This window comes from Enterobacter sp. MGH 33, from assembly GCF_000534535.1.
Classification (GTDB): domain Bacteria; phylum Pseudomonadota; class Gammaproteobacteria; order Enterobacterales; family Enterobacteriaceae; genus Enterobacter; species Enterobacter hormaechei_C.
This window is the reverse complement of sequence record NZ_KI973212.1, coordinates 1885254-1901873: the sequence shown is the minus strand read 5'-3', so window position 1 is coordinate 1901873 and position 16620 is coordinate 1885254. Positions and strand designations below refer to the sequence as shown.

The 16620-nt window shown below is 56.0% G+C and carries 15 protein-coding genes; 8 read left to right on the top strand and 7 right to left on the bottom strand.

Going from position 1 to position 16620, the window contains the following annotated elements:
• Positions 1-8: 8 nt before the first annotated feature.
• Both aat and infA read left to right on the top strand, forming a co-directional pair.
• Positions 9-713, top strand: a complete 705-nt coding sequence (gene aat / locus L379_RS14970; RefSeq protein ID WP_032647884.1) for a leucyl/phenylalanyl-tRNA--protein transferase — start codon at positions 9-11, stop codon at positions 711-713.
• Positions 714-997: 284 nt separating this feature from the next.
• A complete protein-coding gene (infA, locus tag L379_RS14975) occupies positions 998-1216 on the top strand; it encodes a translation initiation factor IF-1 (RefSeq protein WP_002211347.1) in 219 nt (72 codons plus the stop codon).
• Between the two features lie 435 nt (positions 1217-1651).
• Here the strand turns inward: infA and L379_RS14980 are convergent, their stop codons facing one another.
• The 3 genes from L379_RS14980 to clpS all read right to left on the bottom strand — a co-directional run bounded on the left by L379_RS14980 (position 1652) and on the right by clpS (position 5189).
• The gene (locus L379_RS14980) at positions 1652-2092 is read right to left on the bottom strand and encodes a hypothetical protein (RefSeq protein WP_032653130.1); all 441 of its coding nucleotides are present in this window, start codon (positions 2090-2092) and stop codon (positions 1652-1654) included.
• 469 nt (positions 2093-2561) lie between these two features.
• Positions 2562-4841 carry an ATP-dependent Clp protease ATP-binding subunit ClpA gene (gene clpA / locus L379_RS14985; RefSeq protein WP_006809407.1) on the bottom strand — a complete coding sequence of 760 codons (2280 nt, stop codon included), beginning with the start codon at positions 4839-4841 and terminating at the stop codon, positions 2562-2564.
• A 27-nt stretch (positions 4842-4868) separates the two neighbouring features.
• The gene (clpS, locus tag L379_RS14990) at positions 4869-5189 is read right to left on the bottom strand and encodes an ATP-dependent Clp protease adapter ClpS (RefSeq protein ID WP_006174393.1); all 321 of its coding nucleotides are present in this window, start codon (positions 5187-5189) and stop codon (positions 4869-4871) included.
• Between the two features lie 267 nt (positions 5190-5456).
• Here clpS and cspD point away from each other — a divergent pair, with 267 nt between their 5' ends.
• A complete protein-coding gene (gene cspD, locus L379_RS14995; protein ID WP_006809408.1) occupies positions 5457-5678 on the top strand; it encodes a cold shock-like protein CspD in 222 nt (73 codons plus the stop codon).
• Positions 5679-5748: 70 nt separating this feature from the next.
• Here the strand turns inward: cspD and macB are convergent, their stop codons facing one another.
• Positions 5749-7689 carry a macrolide ABC transporter ATP-binding protein/permease MacB gene (gene macB / locus L379_RS15000; protein ID WP_032653128.1) on the bottom strand — a complete coding sequence of 647 codons (1941 nt, stop codon included), beginning with the start codon at positions 7687-7689 and terminating at the stop codon, positions 5749-5751.
• Positions 7686-8801, bottom strand: a complete 1116-nt coding sequence (macA, locus tag L379_RS15005) for a macrolide transporter subunit MacA (RefSeq protein WP_032653126.1) — start codon at positions 8799-8801, stop codon at positions 7686-7688. Before macA ends, macB begins: the two co-directional genes overlap by 4 nt.
• A 159-nt stretch (positions 8802-8960) precedes the next feature.
• Between macA and L379_RS15010 the strand changes: the two genes are divergently transcribed.
• On the top strand, positions 8961-9917 hold the full coding sequence (locus L379_RS15010; RefSeq protein ID WP_032653125.1) for a VirK/YbjX family protein: 957 nt from the start codon (positions 8961-8963) through the stop codon (positions 9915-9917).
• Here L379_RS15010 and L379_RS15015 read toward each other — a convergent pair.
• Positions 9914-11572, bottom strand: coding sequence for an ATP-dependent endonuclease (locus tag L379_RS15015; RefSeq protein ID WP_017693708.1), 1659 nt, complete (start codon positions 11570-11572; stop codon positions 9914-9916). The two genes, L379_RS15010 and L379_RS15015, sit on opposite strands and share 4 nt — an antisense overlap.
• A gap of 291 nt (positions 11573-11863) precedes the next feature.
• Here L379_RS15015 and aqpZ point away from each other — a divergent pair, with 291 nt between their 5' ends.
• The 4 genes from aqpZ to hcr all read left to right on the top strand — a co-directional run bounded on the left by aqpZ (position 11864) and on the right by hcr (position 16411).
• On the top strand, positions 11864-12559 hold the full coding sequence (gene aqpZ, locus L379_RS15020) for an aquaporin Z (RefSeq protein ID WP_026080729.1): 696 nt from the start codon (positions 11864-11866) through the stop codon (positions 12557-12559).
• 176 nt (positions 12560-12735) lie between these two features.
• Positions 12736-13635: a LysO family transporter gene (locus L379_RS15025; RefSeq protein WP_015570988.1), complete on the top strand. Its 900-nt coding sequence runs from the start codon at positions 12736-12738 to the stop codon at positions 13633-13635.
• A gap of 144 nt (positions 13636-13779) precedes the next feature.
• Positions 13780-15432 carry a hydroxylamine reductase gene (gene hcp / locus L379_RS15030; protein WP_017384847.1) on the top strand — a complete coding sequence of 551 codons (1653 nt, stop codon included), beginning with the start codon at positions 13780-13782 and terminating at the stop codon, positions 15430-15432.
• Between the two features lie 10 nt (positions 15433-15442).
• Complete coding sequence (hcr, locus tag L379_RS15035; RefSeq protein WP_032653123.1) at positions 15443-16411, top strand: NADH oxidoreductase; 969 nt, start codon at positions 15443-15445, stop codon at positions 16409-16411.
• Positions 16412-16422: 11 nt separating this feature from the next.
• On the opposite strand, the gene L379_RS26195 is transcribed toward hcr, so the two are convergent.
• The coding region (locus L379_RS26195; RefSeq protein ID WP_032653121.1) for a hypothetical protein at positions 16423-16620 on the bottom strand (198 nt) is incomplete at its 5' end.

The window sequence follows — 16620 nt, the reverse complement described above, 5'->3', positions numbered from 1 at the left end:
CTGTTGTCATGCGCCTGGTGCAGCTTTCTCGCCATAATATTGCGTTCCCTTCTCCGGAGGGGGCGCTGCGTGAACCTAACGGCTTGCTGGCTCTGGGCGGCGATCTCAGCCCGGCACGGCTCTTAATGGCTTACCAGCGCGGCATCTTTCCGTGGTTTTCTCCTGGCGACCCGATCTTATGGTGGTCTCCTGACCCGCGAGCCGTACTGTGGCCTGGGCAGTTTCACCTGAGCCGCAGCATGAAGCGTTTTCATGCAAAATCACCCTTTCGCGTCACGCTTAATCACGCCTTCGGCCAGGTTATCGAAGGCTGCGCTGAAGATCGTCTAGAAGGCACCTGGATAACCCGCGATATCATTATCGCCTATCACCAGCTTCATGAGCTGGGTTACGCGCATTCGATCGAAGTGTGGAGCGGCGACGACCTCGTCGGTGGCATGTACGGCGTGGCGCAGGGTACGCTGTTCTGCGGCGAGTCGATGTTCTCCCGCTCCACGAATGCGTCGAAAACCGCGCTGCTGGTTTTTAGCCAGGAATTTGCCCGACGTGGAGGACAGTTAATGGATTGTCAGGTGCTGAATGAGCATACCGCCTCGCTCGGCGCCGTTGAAATCCCCCGCCGACACTATATCGAACACCTGGAACAGTGCCGAAAGGAGACCCTACCACGCGATTTTTGGGTTCCCAGAACGCTCTTTATACCCAATGCCTAAATGTTTTCCGCATATTTTTTATGAGGGTGTTATAATTACGCCGCAGAGTAGCTTCTGCCTGTTGCCCCGCCGCCGTTTGGGACCCTCGCTTCAGATAACGTCCTTACGTTTATCCTGTCGTCTCCCCTTTACGAATGCGCTTTCCGTTCGGTTGTACCGTGACGCTTGGGCAATACGCTGAGACTGTTTTGCTGCGTTTTAAACGCGCAATTCTTTACTTAATTGAGGAATTTCGGCATTATCTTGCCGGTTCAAAACTTGGTAGTGATACCCCAGAGGATTAGATGGCCAAAGAAGACAATATTGAAATGCAGGGTACCGTACTTGATACGTTGCCTAATACCATGTTTCGCGTAGAACTGGAAAACGGTCACGTGGTAACTGCGCACATCTCCGGTAAAATGCGCAAAAACTATATCCGCATTTTGACGGGCGACAAAGTGACTGTTGAGCTGACCCCGTACGACCTGAGCAAAGGCCGCATTGTCTTCCGTAGTCGCTAATTGTTTTCGCCTGTAATGGCAGATGAATATTAAATAAGGCCGGGATATTCCCGGCCTTATTTTTTTGTTAGTACAGTCGATTATTTGAACGATTGGTTGGGTTGTTTCGGCTTTTGTGTTGGTTGTACGGTGGTGCACACAATAAAATCACACAGCCTCATACTCGATGATTTCTAAGCTGCCTGTATGGCAGTGCACGGGCTTGGGTTTGGTACTCAGATCGTTAATAATTTCTAAGCTGCCTGTACGGCAGTGAACTGGAAGAAATCTTCGCCATCTTATTGTTCGAAAAGAAATTAATCAACATATCTACTTCAAACCCTTTTTTCTGCGGCCTTTATTCGCATAATAAAAATCAATAACTTAAAGAACCACTCGAAAAAAGGGTTTCGCCATACCGCGCCGGATCTCCTCCCCCGACGCGCGACACTAAACTTAATTAATGATATGAATTACAGGCTTTCCACATTCAGGTGCAGCCACGTCTGCCGCCATCGAATGTGTAATGTCATGCAGCAATCCTGTCAGATGGGGCAGCATCTCGCGGTCAAAATGCGACACCAGCAGCACGTTGTTTAATGCCCGGCAGTAATCGCACTTGGTTTCAGTATCTTCCAGAAGCCACTCTTTTTCCTTCGGCCGTTCCGCCTCGTCGTCAAATTCAACCACCCGGAAATCACACATTGATTCTGCGAGTTCGGTTTTGACTACGTCCAGATAAGCACCGAGACAACGGCAAACGGGCTGCGTTTGCGGGAGCGAATTGCAGTCCAGCAGGATTTCCGTGAGCAGATTACAGCGCTCGACGAGGGTTGGGAGATCGGGATTGAGAGAAAGTTCGCTATAGAACTGGGAGAAATTGATTTCTGTATTCATTGGGTAATTCCTTCACACACATGAATTTACCACCGCAGGAAACGCCAGATTCGCTGGCGGCGGACGAAAAGGAATTGGCGTACCAGTGTGTGCACCTGGCGCTTCAAAAGAAGCTTCCGATTCGCCCGCCAGATGCAGAATTATACCCTTTTCCTTAGGGCGAACGAAGCCTACAGCAATACTGCTGGTCACACACTTTCAGGACGCCAATCCCGACACCTGATTTTGCAGGTGCGCCGCCATTTTAATACTGTGGTTTTATCCAGCAACAGACATCGAAAGAAACTGGAAAGCGCCTCGCAAAATTTCATTGCGGCCTGATGCCCTCACCCCAGCCCTCTCCCTCAAGGGAGAGGGGGCCGTCTGTGCAGGCATTATTTTGTGGGGATCCCTCAGCCCACAGGGAGAGGAAGAAAGGCACGCATAAAAAAACCGGGCATTTGCCCGGTTTTTTAGCCTAACGTTCAGCTTAGTGAGCCGCTTCCGGCTTGTGCTTCGCCGCACTCTGGAAATCGTACGTCAGTTCGTTCTTCGCCTGATCCAGCCCCACCGTTACCTGGCCGCCGTCCACCAGCGAGCCAAACAGCAGCTCGTTCGCCAGCGGTTTCTTCAGGTTGTCCTGAATCACGCGCGCCATCGGACGGGCGCCCATCGCACGGTCGTAGCCTTTCTCAGCCAGCCAGTTGCGGGCCTCCTGGCTCACTTCCAGCGACACGCCTTTCTGATCCAGCTGAACCTGCAACTCGACGATGAACTTGTCCACCACCTGATGAATCACCTCGGTAGACAGGTGATCGAACCAGATAATGTTGTCCAGACGGTTACGGAACTCCGGCGTGAAGATCTTCTTGATCTCTTCCATCGCATCGGTGCTGTTATCCTGGTGGATCAGGCCGATGGATTTACGCTCGGTTTCCCGCACCCCGGCGTTGGTGGTCATCACCAGCACCACGTTGCGGAAATCGGCCTTGCGCCCGTTGTTATCGGTCAGCGTCCCGTTGTCCATCACCTGCAACAGGATGTTGAATACGTCCGGGTGCGCTTTCTCGATTTCATCGAGCAGCAGTACCGCGTGCGGGTGCTTGATAACCGCGTCCGTAAGCAGGCCGCCCTGGTCAAAGCCCACGTATCCCGGAGGCGCACCAATCAAACGGCTGACGGTATGACGCTCCATATACTCGGACATATCAAAGCGCAGCAGCTCAATGCCCAGCGCTTTGGAGAGCTGAACCGTCACCTCGGTTTTACCCACCCCGGTCGGGCCGGCGAACAGGAAGGAACCGACAGGCTTGTGGTCATGCCCAAGACCAGCACGGGCCATCTTGATCGCTTCGGTTAAGGCCTCAATGGCTTTATCCTGACCAAAGACCAGCATTTTCAGGCGATTGCCGAGGGTGCGCAGCGTATCACGGTCGCTCTGAGAAACGCTCTTCTCAGGAATACGCGCGATGCGGGCCACCACGGACTCGATATCCGCCACGTTCACAGTTTTCTTACGCTTGCTGGCTGGCATCAGGCGTGCACGCGCACCCGCCTCATCAATCACGTCGATCGCTTTATCCGGCAGATGACGATCGTTGATGTATTTCACCGCCAGTTCCACCGCCGCACGGACCGCTTTCGCGGTGTAACGCACGTCGTGGTGTGCTTCGTACTTGGTTTTCAGGCCGTTGATGATCTGCACCGTTTCGTCAACCGACGGCTCGGTAACGTCGATTTTCTGGAAACGACGCGCCAGCGCACGATCCTTCTCAAAGATGTTGCTGAACTCCTGGTACGTCGTGGAGCCCATCACGCGGATCTTGCCGCTGGAGAGCAGCGGTTTGATCAGGTTAGCGGCATCCACCTGGCCACCGGAGGCCGCACCTGCGCCGATGATGGTGTGGATCTCATCGATAAACAGGATGCTGTTGGTGTCCTGCTCCAGCTGTTTTAACAGCGCTTTGAAACGTTTTTCGAAATCACCGCGGTATTTGGTGCCCGCCAGCAGCGAGCCAATATCCAGCGAGTAGATGGTACAGTCGGCAATCACTTCCGGCACGTCGCCCTGCACAATGCGCCAGGCCAGCCCTTCGGCAATCGCGGTTTTACCCACGCCAGATTCCCCCACCAGCAGCGGGTTGTTCTTACGGCGACGGCACAGCACCTGGATGGCACGCTCCAGCTCTTTGTCGCGGCCAATCAGCGGGTCGATACCGCCAACGCGAGCAAGCTGGTTAAGGTTGGTGGTGAAGTTTTCCATACGATCCTCCCCGCCTGCTTGCTCTTCATTGCTGTTGATCTGTCCGCTGGGATCCGATGCCTGGTTAGGCTCGTCTTTTCGCGTTCCGTGAGAGATGAAGTTGACCACGTCGAGCCGGCTGACTTCGTGTTTACGCAGCAGGTAGGCCGCCTGGGACTCCTGCTCGCTGAAGATGGCGACCAGGACATTGGCACCAGTCACTTCGCTACGTCCGGAAGACTGGACGTGGAAAACCGCGCGCTGCAACACGCGCTGGAAGCTGAGCGTCGGCTGCGTGTCGCGCTCTTCTTCACTGGCTGGCAGCACCGGTGTAGTTTGTTCGATGAAGGCTTCGAGTTCCTGACGTAGCGCCACCAGATCCACGGAGCAGGCTTCCAGCGCTTCGCGGGCAGATGGGTTGCTAAGCAGTGCGAGCAGCAGGTGCTCGACGGTCATAAACTCATGTCGGTGCTCACGCGCTCTGGCGAAAGCCATGTTTAAACTGAGTTCCAGTTCTTGATTGAGCATAGGCACCTCCCCCAATTTTATGCCTTATCAGGCCTTTTCCAGCGTACACAGCAACGGATGCTCGTTCTCCCTTGCATAGTCGTTCACCATCGCTACTTTGGTTTCCGCAACCTCGGCAGTAAAGATGCCGCAGATCGCTTTGCCACGATAATGAACGGTAAGCATCAGTTGCGTTGCACGTTCAACATCATAAGAAAAGAACTTTTGTAGCACGTCAATAACAAATTCCATCGGCGTGTAATCATCGTTCATTAACATAACTTTATACATAGATGGCGGTTTTAGCGCGTCGCGCACTTTATCTTCCGCCAGCTGGTCAAAATCCAGCCAATCGTTGGTCTTACCCATTATGCATAACCACTTTGAATCTACCTCAGATGTTAGATAACAATCATCTATTACTGTCATCCGCGATGTCTGTCACAAACTGTTGCAATAGCGTTAACTGCCTCAAATTTTGGTTGATTATTGTCCCAACTCCAGCGCCAAACGCTTGACGGCTTCTTCCGTTTCTCTAAATTGTACAAGCGTGAGTTGGCGAGGTTTTGAACAGCCCCCACTCCACCACCGGTTCATTCCATCTTAATTTATAAGATTTACGAAGGATGTCGAAGCATGGAAATGGGTACTGTTAAGTGGTTCAACAACGCCAAGGGGTTTGGCTTCATTTGCCCCGAAGGCGGCGGCGAGGATATCTTCGCTCACTATTCCACCATTCAGATGGATGGTTACAGGACGCTCAAAGCCGGGCAGTCCGTCCGGTTCGATGTACACCAGGGGCCAAAAGGCAATCACGCCAGTCTTATCGTGCCCGTTGAAGCAGAAACGGTTGCATAGCTCTCTGATTCATTGTGTACACCCCGCAGGCAAAATGCCAGCCCGATCGGCTGGCATTTTTATTTTCGGGTTATTCCCGCGCCAGCGCATCCACCGGATCCAGCCGCGCCGCGTTTCGTGCCGGCAGCCAGCCAAACAAAATGCCGGTAAAGGTGGAGCACAAAAACGCGGTGAGGATCGCCATCGGTGAGAAGCCAATCTCCCACCCCGGTAAAAAGAGCTGGAGCGCGAAGGCGATCATCATCGAGAGCGCAATCCCCATTGCGCCTCCCACCAGACACACCAGCACCGCTTCAATCAAAAATTGCTGGAGCACATCGCTGGCTCTGGCCCCGACCGCCATGCGAATGCCGATCTCCCGCGTACGTTCGGTCACCGACACCAGCATAATGTTCATCACCCCTATCCCGCCGACGACCAGCGAAATCACCGCCACCAGCGTCAGGAACAGCTGAAGAGTACGTGTGGTCTTTTCGGCCGTTTTCAAGAGGCCGTCCATGTTCCAGGTGAAGAAATCCTTTTTCCCGTGGCGCAACGTTAACAGCCGCTCGAGCTGCTGTTCCGCCAGCGCGCTGTCGTAGCCCTCTTTCACTCGCACGGTAATGGAGTTGAGCCAGGACTGTCCCATAATGCGCCCGGAAATGGTGCTGTACGGCAGCCAGACGCGCAGGATCTTGCTGCTGCCAAACATGGACTGTTTCTCTTCCGCCACACCAATCACCGTGGCGGGCATGTTACCCACCAGGATCACTTCCCCCACCACACGGGTTTTATTGGGGAAAAGCTGTCTGCGCGAGTTAGCGTCTAACACCACCACCTGCGCCCTGCCCGCCAGCTGTTCCGCGTTGAAGGTCGCCCCTTCGCTGAAGGTCATGCCGTAGACGTTGAAGTAATCTCCGCTGACGCCGTTAGCGCTGGCCGCCACGTCGATGTTGCCGTAGCGCAGACGCAGGTTTTGCGACACGGCAGGCGTGGCGGAGTTCACCCACGGCTGCTTCTGAATAGCCGCCAGATCGTCGTATTTCAGCGCCTGCTGATACTGCGGCTCGTCGTCGCCAAAATCTTTGCCGGGGTAAACGTCGATGGTGTTAGTCCCGATGGCGCGAATATCCGCCAGCACCAGCTGTTTCGCCGCATCGCCCACCACCACAATCGACACCACCGAGGCAATACCGATAATGATGCCGAGCATGGTCAGCAGGGTGCGCATTTTGTTGGCCGCCATCGCCAGCCAGGCCATGGTCAGCGCTTCACGAAAGCCGCTGGAGAACTGTCCCCAGCCGGTGGACGCAGGTAAGGCTTCTTTCGGCGCCGCCGCTCTGGACTGACGTGGCGGCGGGTTGCTGACCAGCTCGCCGTCGTGGATCTCAATGATGCGTTCCGCCTGCGCTGCCACCTGCGGATCGTGGGTGACAATAATCACCGTATGCCCCTGATCGCGCAGCTGATGCAGGATCGCCATCACCTCTTCACCGGAATGGCTGTCGAGCGCACCGGTTGGCTCATCAGCGAGGATCACCTGTCCGCCGTTCATCAGCGCACGGGAAATACTCACGCGCTGCTGCTGACCGCCGGAAAGCTGCGAAGGCTGATAATCAACACGCTCCGCCAGCCCAAGACGCGTTAACAGCGCCTTCGCGCGTTCAAGGCGTTTTTTGCGCTCGACGCCCGCATACACCGCCGGGACCTCCACGTTCTGCGCCGCGCTCAGGTGTGAAAGCAGATGGTAACGCTGAAAAATAAAGCCAAAATGCTCGCGACGCAGCTTCGCCAGCGCGTCGCCGTCCAGGGTGGAAACATCCGTCCCGGCCACGCGATAGGTGCCGCTGGTGGGCTTATCCAGACAGCCAAGAATGTTCATCAGCGTTGATTTACCCGAGCCCGACGCCCCGACAATCGCCACCATTTCACCGGCTTCAACGCGCAGGGAGATGCCCTTCAGCACCTCCACCGGCCCGTCGCCGGACGGATAGCTGCGACGAATGTCATTCAGCTCAAGCAGCGCCGTCATTGCGCGGCTCCGGGCAGGGTTTCGCTGGTGACCACTTCCTCACCCTCTTCCAGCCCTTTTACCACCACCACATCGGTGTCGTTACGTGCGCCAATCACCACTTCCCGCTCGCGGGTTTCGCCGTTGCGCAGCACTTTCACCTTGTAGCGATTGTCCCCGGCGGATTCACCCAGCGCGGAGAGCGGAACCGTCAGCACGTTTTTCACGCCGGTCAGCTGGATATGCACCTGAGCGGTCATGTCCAGACGCAGCACGCCCTGCGGGTTTGGCACCTCAAAACGCGCATAATAGAAGATGGCGTCGTTGACCTTCTCCGGCGTCGGCAGGATATCTTTCAGCACCCCTTCATAGCGGGTTTGCGGATCGCCCAGCACCGTAAACCAGGCTTTCTGCCCCGGCTTAAGGTGAATGACGTCCGCTTCGGATACCTGGGCTTTAACCAGCATGGTGCTCATATCCGCCAGGGTCAGAATGTTCGGCGCCTGCTGCGCGGCGATGACCGTCTGGCCTTGCAGGGTGGTTATCTGCGTCACTTCCCCGGCCATTGGCGCAACGATTTGCGTGTAATCGAGGTTGGTTTTTGCCGTATCCAGCGAGGCCTGATTCCGTTTGATTTGCGCATCGATGGTGCCAATCTGCGCCTGCTTCACCGCCAGCTCCGTGGCGGCTGTGTCCAGATCCTGTTTCGAGATAGCCTGCGTTTTCGCCAGCGCCTGCTGGCGCGTCAGGGTGACCTGAGCGAGATTACGCTCCGCCTGAGCCTGCGTGCGCTGGGCGCGGAGCTCCATCAGCGTCGCTTCCACTTCGCGGATCTGGTTTTGCGCCTGCTCAGGATCGATCACGCCCAGCAGTTGGCCTTTTTTAACCTTATCGCCAATCTCAACTGACAGGGTTTTAAGCTGACCGCTGACCTGTGCGCCCACGTCAACCTTACGCAGGGCATCCAGTTTCCCCGTCGCCAGCACGTTTTGTTGCAGTTCACCCGGACGAACAATCAGCGTTTGATACTGTGGTACCGGCGCGTTCAGGACCTTCCATAACCAGAATCCGCCCGCTAACACCACTACCGCCAGCAGCAGAAACAGCTTTCTGCGTTTTCCCTTCAGGTTCATAAATATTCCAAATAATTGTTCTGGCTATCATCACCGTTGATTTTATCTAAACCACTCCTCAACGAAACCCCCGATCCCCGTAATCGTCGGGAATTGTTTACCCGATGTTGATAAAGCGCCTGCTGAAATAGCGATATTCCACCAGAAGCAGGATCTAAAATGTCTTCCATCGTCGATACACCTTATTCAACGCTGCCCCAGCCTAAATCGGGCTGGCAACTGTTTAAAAGCCTGGCCTCGGGTTCCCTCACGCCGGGGCTGGCGTGGCAAAATCCGGCCTATCGACGTAAGTTTATGTTGCGCTCGCTGGCAACGCCGTTCATCACTGCGCGCCTGCTCGGAAACCTTGCAAAACAGCCCCGTCTGATGCAGATCCTGCGCGTGCAGCCCGGCCTGCCGTGCCGCCTGCACCGGCCGTGGCTGACCGTCAATATGGGCCGTCAGACTACGCTGGACGCATTGAACGATCACTATGAGATGATGAGCCACCATCTTCCGGCGTCGCTGCTGAACGGTTACCTCTCCAGCCAGGGCATTATGCTGGTGACGTTAACGGGCAAAGAGGAGCAGCAGTTTAGCGTTCGCCTGAGCGCGGATGCGTTTCTGGACAAAGAAGGGGAAGCGACCCTCACTTTTTGCGACCACCAGAACACGGTGCTGGCCGAGCTGACCTTTACGCTGTGCACATACCAGGGCAAGCCAACGCTCTTCATCGGCGGAATGCAGGGGGCGAAAGCGCATGTCCCGCACGAGCACATTCAGCTGGCGACCAAAGCCTGTCACGGACTGTTCCCAAAACGTCTGCTGGTTGAAGCGGTCATGACGCTGGCAGGCGCCTTCCCGGTCGAGCAGATCCTCGCGGTGAGTAACGCCACCCACATCTACCGCAGCTGGCGCTATCGCAAGAAAAAAGAGGGAAAATTGCTGGCTGACTATGACAGCTTCTGGCGCTCCCTTGGCGGACAGCAGCAGGATAACGGCAACTTTGCCCTGCCGCTGACCATGCCACGCAAACCGATGGAAGAGATTGCGAGTAAAAAACGGTCCGAATACCGCCGCCGCTATGCCCTGCTTGATAGCCTGATCCAACAGGTTTCGCAGGCGACTGCCCGTTAATCGGCCCTCCCGCGAGCCAGCCAGAGGACGCGGGAGAACATTTTACGCAGCAGCGTGGGCACCGACTCCACGCCTCGCCTGCCCGCTTCCGTCGCAACTTCAATGGCCAAATCCGGTTTTGACGACCGATGGATAGCTTTGGCAATCACCCGGCGCATATTCATGGGCACATCTACCGGGATCATCGCTACGCGGTGAAAGACGTCGTCAAATCCCTGGCGGTACATAAAGTGCTCCATGTCCATCGCAGGCAGCGCGGTCAGATGTTCCCGCTCCTCTTCACGATCGTTATTGAGCAGGCTGCGCACGGTCGCCGCATATTTTTTACCCGCCTCATCGCCATCCACCAGTACGTGCCACTCTATCCCCATCCGGCGCGCAAATTTGATCAGCGGTTTTAAGCCAGACTGAGCAAATTCGATCACTTTGATCCCTTCGGCGTCAAAGTGGTGTCCGCACTGGCGAGCCAGCTCGTTTATCACCCAGGTTTCCGTTTCCCCTTCCACCAGCAACCAGCAGCGGGCAAACAGGGAAGAGGCACGGTTAAAACGGATATGAAACGCAATTCGTCGGCCATCTTCGGCATTTAACCCGCCGGGCCCGAGCCGGTAAGCGGTGACCCGCGACGATTCACGCACCAGGCGGCAGACATACTCCACCGGCGTCAGAGAGAGCAGCTCTCCGGAATTCGTGGTGGTGACTCGCTGCAACGGCAGCAAATTAAGAAGATGCCACGCCACGGAAAGCATAATCGGGTGCAGCCGCGTTTCCGGATCTTCCACCAGCAGCAGCGGGCGCGCGTCCCGATCCAGGCGCACCGTCCCTTTCGCCTGTAAAAGCGTGGAGAATAATCCCAGCAGGATCACCCGATGCGTGCGCCCGCCGGGGCGGTCGATCATGCGGTTGATAATATCGAGATAGCGCCAGCTTCGTTGTTCATCGTGCGAGCGGCGACGCATCAGACGGTGGCGCGCCTGCCCCGTTCCCTGCTCGGAGAAATAGTGCTCCAGCAGTTGCACCATGGCAGACAGTCCCTGACGGATCTGGCCGTCGGTGAGGTTCTGCGGCCGTGAGACCAGTTCACGGGCGAGGAAATCCAGTTCGCGGGCGGTCACCTCCACCTCGGGCATATTCGGCACGGTGCCGTTACGGATCCGCCGCATAAAGCGCGCGTCTCGTAAGCGCAGCACGGGGGAGAGGCGGATAAGATGGCGGGCAAGCTCGTCAATATTATCGAGCGGGATCGGATTTCCCTTCTCATCAAGAAATTCACGCAGGGTTAACACCCCGTCGTTTTGCGCCATTTCGCCCTCAAGGCGATAGAAAATACGCTGGAAACCATCTTCACAGGGCACCCAGCAGGGCGACATAGGGCGAAAACGACGCACGCGATGGCGGCCGGGCTCGGATTCGCGGAAGGTCAGAATGATATGCAGGTGTTTCTCGCGTCCGTTGACATCCCCTGGCGGAAACCAGAAGTCATCATGAACGAAGTGGTACAAGTTCTCTTCGGGCGAAAGTAGCAGCGTCAGGGCATCCAGCAGGCTGGATTTACCCCAGGCATTTTCGCCTATCAGGACGTTGTTCTGTTCCAGTTGCAGCGACAGGCGGTTAATCCCGCGAAACCCGACAATCTCCACACGTTCGAGTAGCATACATCCCCCGCAATTCGGCCACTTTTTCCTTCAAGTTATCAGCAGTATAGCGGCAGGCTGTGGGTCACGACAGCAGAATATACGCCCCCTTAATTATTGGGCTATGCTCTTATTACCTCCGATCTGAACAAGGATTGACATCACATTGCCTTAAATCAAATTTAGTGAATTTATTTGAGTGGCGAAGGGATGTTGATGGTTTCAAAATACTGGCTCTTTGAGTCGTCATCCCTTTATGGCGATATAACCCGCGCGCAGGAATGGGCGCGGACGTTTATTATTGAGGTGGTTATGTTCAGAAAATTAGCGGCAGAATGCTTTGGTACATTCTGGCTGGTGTTTGGTGGCTGCGGTAGCGCAGTACTGGCAGCCGCATTTCCGGAATTAGGTATTGGCTTTGTCGGCGTCGCGCTGGCATTCGGCTTAACTGTATTAACCATGGCATTCGCCGTGGGGCATATTTCCGGCGGTCATTTCAACCCGGCCGTCACATTAGGATTATGGGCGGGCGGACGTTTTCCGGCGAAAGATATTATTGGCTATATTATTGCCCAGGTTATTGGCGGTATTATTGCCGCGGCGGTGCTGTACGTAATTGCCAGCGGAAAAGCCGGGTTTGACGCCGCGGCCAGCGGATTTGCGTCGAACGGCTTCGGCGAACACTCTCCAGGCGGCTACTCGATGCTGTCTGCCATCGTGATTGAAATTGTGCTCACCGCAGGCTTCCTGTTGGTGATCCACGGCGCAACGGACAAATACGCGCCTGCGGGCTTTGCCCCCATCGCTATTGGTCTGGCGTTGACGCTGATCCACCTCATCTCCATTCCGGTGACCAACACCTCCGTTAACCCGGCGCGCAGCACCGCGGTGGCTATTTTCCAGGGCGGCTGGGCGCTTGAACAGCTGTGGCTGTTCTGGGTGATGCCTATTATCGGCGGTATTCTGGGCGGCGTGCTGTATCGCACCCTGCTGGAAAAACGCGATTAATTAAGTGCGGCCTGTAATGTCGGGTGGCGCTAAAGCTTACCCGACCTACGTTAGTGTGCACTTTGTAGGCCGGGTAAGGCGCAGCCGCCACCCGGCTTTTTTTGTAGCTTTACCTCACAGCCTTTATTGGGTAGTGTCTCTGGCGCTTAACTGATACTCAAAAGGACCGGCTGTTCATGTTCTCAGGACTCCTCATCATTCTTCTGCCCCTGATTGTGGGCTACCTTATTCCGCTGCGTCATGAATCGGCCTTAAAGCTTATTAATCGTTTTCTCAGCTGGATTGTTTACGTCATTCTGTTCTTTATGGGGATCAGCCTGGCCTTCCTGGATAATCTGGCGACGAACTTGCTTTCCATCCTGCATTATTCTGCGGTTACGGTAGTGGTTATTCTGCTGTGCAATATTGCTGCGCTGTTCTGGCTGGAACGCACTATTCCCTGGAAAAATCACCACCATCAGGAAAAGCTTCCCTCCCGTATTGCGATGGCGCTGGAATCATTAAAACTGTGCGGCGTGGTGGTACTCGGTTTTTTACTGGGTCTGACCGGCTGGGCATTTTTACAGCACGCAACGGAGGCCAGCGAATATACGCTTATTTTCCTGCTCTTCCTGATTGGTATTCAGCTGCGAAATAATGGGATGACGCTGAAACAGATTGTCCTTAACCGCCGGGGCATGATGGTTGCCGTTATCGTTGTGGCCAGCTCACTGGCGGGGGGAGTGATTAACGCCTTTATTCTCGATCTGCCGCTGAAAACCAGCCTGGCGATGGCGTCCGGTTTCGGCTGGTATTCGCTCTCCGGTATTCTGCTGACCGAATCGTTTGGTCCGGTGATCGGCAGCGCCGCCTTCTTTAACGATCTGGCGCGCGAGCTGATAGCCATCATGCTGATCCCCGGCCTGGTACGCCGCAGCCGCTCTACCGCGCTGGGCCTGTGCGGGGCCACCTCAATGGACTTTACCCTGCCGGTGTTACAGCGCTCGGGAGGACTGGAGATGGTTCCTGCCGCCATCGTACACGGCTTTATTCTGAGCCTGCTGGTCCCCATTCTGATGGCGTTCTTCTCAGCCTGATACTGCTTTGGCGGTAGTGAACCTGCCGCCAAAATTGCGCTAAATCAATAACCCTCCACTTAGTATAAGAAAGCACTTTTCTCTGCTGTGGCACAGGCATAACCTTAAACATGTATCTCAAATATAACTTTAACAGGTGTGATTATGTTTTGTGTGCAATGTGAACAAACCATCCGTACCCCAGCAGGCAACGGCTGCTCTTACGCGCAGGGTATGTGCGGCAAAACCGCAGAAACATCCGATCTCCAGGATCTGCTGATTGCGGCGCTGCAAGGCTTGTCCGCCTGGGCCTTCAAAGCCCGTGAATATGGCATTGTTGATCACTATGTCGACAGCTTTGCGCCGCGCGCATTTTTCTCCACGCTGACCAACGTTAACTTCGATTCTCCACGCATTGTGGGCTATGCCCGCGAAGCGATTGCCCTGCGTGAAGCCCTGAAAGCGCAGTGCCTGAATGCCGACGCCAGCGCCCGCGTGGACAACCCGATGGCGGAGCTACAGCTGGTGAGCGACGACCTGGGCGAGCTACAGCGTCAGGCCGCAGAATTTACTCCCAATAAAGACAAAGCGGCGATTGGCGAAAACATCCTCGGCCTGCGCCTGCTGTGCCTGTACGGTCTGAAAGGTGCTGCGGCCTATATGGAACACGCGCACGTACTCGGCCAGTACGACAACGCTATTTACGCCCAGTACCACAAAATCATGGCCTGGCTGGGCACCTGGCCTTCCGATATGAACGCCCTGCTGGAATGCTCGATGGAAATCGGCCAGATGAACTTCAAAGTGATGAGCATTCTGGATGCCGGTGAAACCAGCACCTACGGCCACCCAACGCCAACGCAGGTCAACGTCAAAGCGACCGAAGGCAAATGCATCCTGATCTCCGGTCATGACCTGAAAGATCTCTACAACCTGCTGAAGCAGACCGAAGGCACCGGCGTTAACGTTTATACCCACGGCGAAATGCTGCCCGCGCACGGTTACCCGGAGCTGCGTAAATTTAAGCATCTGATCGGTAACTACGGCAGCGGCTGGCAGAACCAGCAGGTGGAGTTCGCCCGCTTCCCTGGCCCAATCGTCATGACCTCTAACTGCATCATCGACCCGACCGTCGGCGCGTATGACGACCGTATCTGGACCCGCAGCATCGTCGGCTGGCCGGGCGTGAGCCACCTTGAAGGCGACGATTTCGGTCCGGTTATCGCTCAGGCGCAGCAGATGGCAGGCTTCCCGTACAGCGAAATTCCGCACCTCATCACCGTCGGTTTTGGTCGTGAAACCCTGCTGGGTGCGGCGGATTCCCTGATTGACCTCGTCAGCCGTGAAAAACTGCGTCACATCTTCCTGATCGGCGGCTGTGACGGCGCGCGCGGGGAACGTAACTACTTCACCGATTTCGCCACCCGCGTACCGGAAGACTGTCTGATCCTGACCCTGGCCTGCGGTAAGTACCGTTTCAACAAGCTGGACTTCGGCAACATCGAAGGTTTGCCGCGCCTGGTGGATGCGGGTCAGTGTAACGATGCATATTCAGCCATCATTCTGGCGGTCACGCTGGCAGAGAAACTGGGCTGCGGCGTGAACGATCTGCCGCTGTCGCTGGTGCTCTCCTGGTTCGAGCAGAAAGCGATCGTTATCCTGTTGACCCTGCTCTCTCTCGGCGTGACCAACATCGTCACCGGGCCGACCGCGCCAGGCTTCCTGACGCCGGACCTGCTGGCCATCCTGAACGAGAAATTTGGTCTGCGTTCTGTGACCAACGTTGAAGATGATATGAAGCAACTGCTGAGCGCGTAAGGAGTAACTCATGACCATGCCAACCTCACAATGTCCGTGGCGGATGCAGGTTCATCACATCCGTCAGGAGACGCCGGATGTGTGGACGCTGTCGCTGCTGTGCCATGACTATTATCCGTACCGCGCGGGCCAGTATGCGCTGGTGAGCGTGCGTAATTCGGCGGATACTCTGCGCGCCTACACGATCTCCTCCACGCCGGGCGTGAGCGAGTACATTACGCTCACCGTTCGTCGTATTGATGACGGCGCAGGATCCGAGTGGCTGACCCGGGACGTGAAGCGCGGGGATTACATCTGGCTGTCTGACGCGCAGGGCGAGTTTACCTGTGACGACAAGACGGAAGATAAATTCCTGCTGCTGGCGGCGGGTTGTGGCGTGACGCCGATTATGTCGATGCGTCGCTGGCTGGCGAAATACCGACCTCAGGCCAACGTGCAGGTGATTTTCAGCGTTCGTTCCCCGGAAGATGTGATTTTTGCCGAAGAATGGCGCAACTATCCGGTGACGCTGGTGGCCGAGCACAACGCGACGCACGGTTTTGTCGCGGGGCGCCTGAGCCGCGAGCTGCTGCAAAGCGTGCCGGATATTGCGAACCGCATCGTGATGACCTGCGGCCCGGCGCCGTACATGGAGATCGTGGAGAAAGAAGTGAAAGCGCTCGGCGTGACCCGCTTCTTCAAAGAGCAGTTCTTCACGCCTGTAGCGGAAGCGGCGACCAGCGGGATGAAGTTCACGAAGCTGCAACCGGCGCAGACCTTCTTTGGGCGGGTGGGCACCACGCTGCTTGAAGCGCTGGAAAGCAACAACGTACCGGTGGCGGCGGCCTGTCGCGCCGGGGTGTGCGGATGTTGCAAGACCAAAGTGGTTTCCGGTGAGTACACGGTCACCAGCACCATGACGCTGACCGACGCAGAAATCGCAGAGGGCTATGTGCTGGCATGTTCGTGCCATCCGCAGGGCGATCTTGTGCTCGCATAATCTGTCGCGGTTCACCTGTAGGCCCGGTAAGCATCAGCGCCACCGGGCTTTTTGCCCATGCAGGCCAGCGCATTTGCCTTTGGAACCCTGTAGGCCCGGTAAGCGTCAGCGCCACCGGGCTTTTTGCCCATGCAGGCCAGCGCATTTGCCTTTGGAACCTCTGTAGGCCCGGTAAGCGTCAGCGCCACCGGGCTTTTTGCCCATGCAGG

Excerpts from the sequence above, each read along its gene's own strand:
- aat (WP_032647884.1), top strand. The coding sequence starts at position 9 with ATGCGCCTGGTGCAGCTTTCTCGCCATAATATTGCGTTCCCTTCTCCG.
- infA (WP_002211347.1), top strand. The coding sequence starts at position 998 with ATGGCCAAAGAAGACAATATTGAAATGCAGGGTACCGTACTTGATACG.
- L379_RS14980 (WP_032653130.1), bottom strand. The coding sequence starts at position 2,092 with ATGAATACAGAAATCAATTTCTCCCAGTTCTATAGCGAACTTTCTCTC.
- clpA (WP_006809407.1), bottom strand. The coding sequence starts at position 4,841 with ATGCTCAATCAAGAACTGGAACTCAGTTTAAACATGGCTTTCGCCAGA.
- clpS (WP_006174393.1), bottom strand. The coding sequence starts at position 5,189 with ATGGGTAAGACCAACGATTGGCTGGATTTTGACCAGCTGGCGGAAGAT.
- cspD (WP_006809408.1), top strand. The coding sequence starts at position 5,457 with ATGGAAATGGGTACTGTTAAGTGGTTCAACAACGCCAAGGGGTTTGGC.
- macB (WP_032653128.1), bottom strand. The coding sequence starts at position 7,689 with ATGACGGCGCTGCTTGAGCTGAATGACATTCGTCGCAGCTATCCGTCC.
- macA (WP_032653126.1), bottom strand. The coding sequence starts at position 8,801 with ATGAACCTGAAGGGAAAACGCAGAAAGCTGTTTCTGCTGCTGGCGGTA.
- L379_RS15010 (WP_032653125.1), top strand. The coding sequence starts at position 8,961 with ATGTCTTCCATCGTCGATACACCTTATTCAACGCTGCCCCAGCCTAAA.
- L379_RS15015 (WP_017693708.1), bottom strand. The coding sequence starts at position 11,572 with ATGCTACTCGAACGTGTGGAGATTGTCGGGTTTCGCGGGATTAACCGC.
- aqpZ (WP_026080729.1), top strand. The coding sequence starts at position 11,864 with ATGTTCAGAAAATTAGCGGCAGAATGCTTTGGTACATTCTGGCTGGTG.
- L379_RS15025 (WP_015570988.1), top strand. The coding sequence starts at position 12,736 with ATGTTCTCAGGACTCCTCATCATTCTTCTGCCCCTGATTGTGGGCTAC.
- hcp (WP_017384847.1), top strand. The coding sequence starts at position 13,780 with ATGTTTTGTGTGCAATGTGAACAAACCATCCGTACCCCAGCAGGCAAC.
- hcr (WP_032653123.1), top strand. The coding sequence starts at position 15,443 with ATGACCATGCCAACCTCACAATGTCCGTGGCGGATGCAGGTTCATCAC.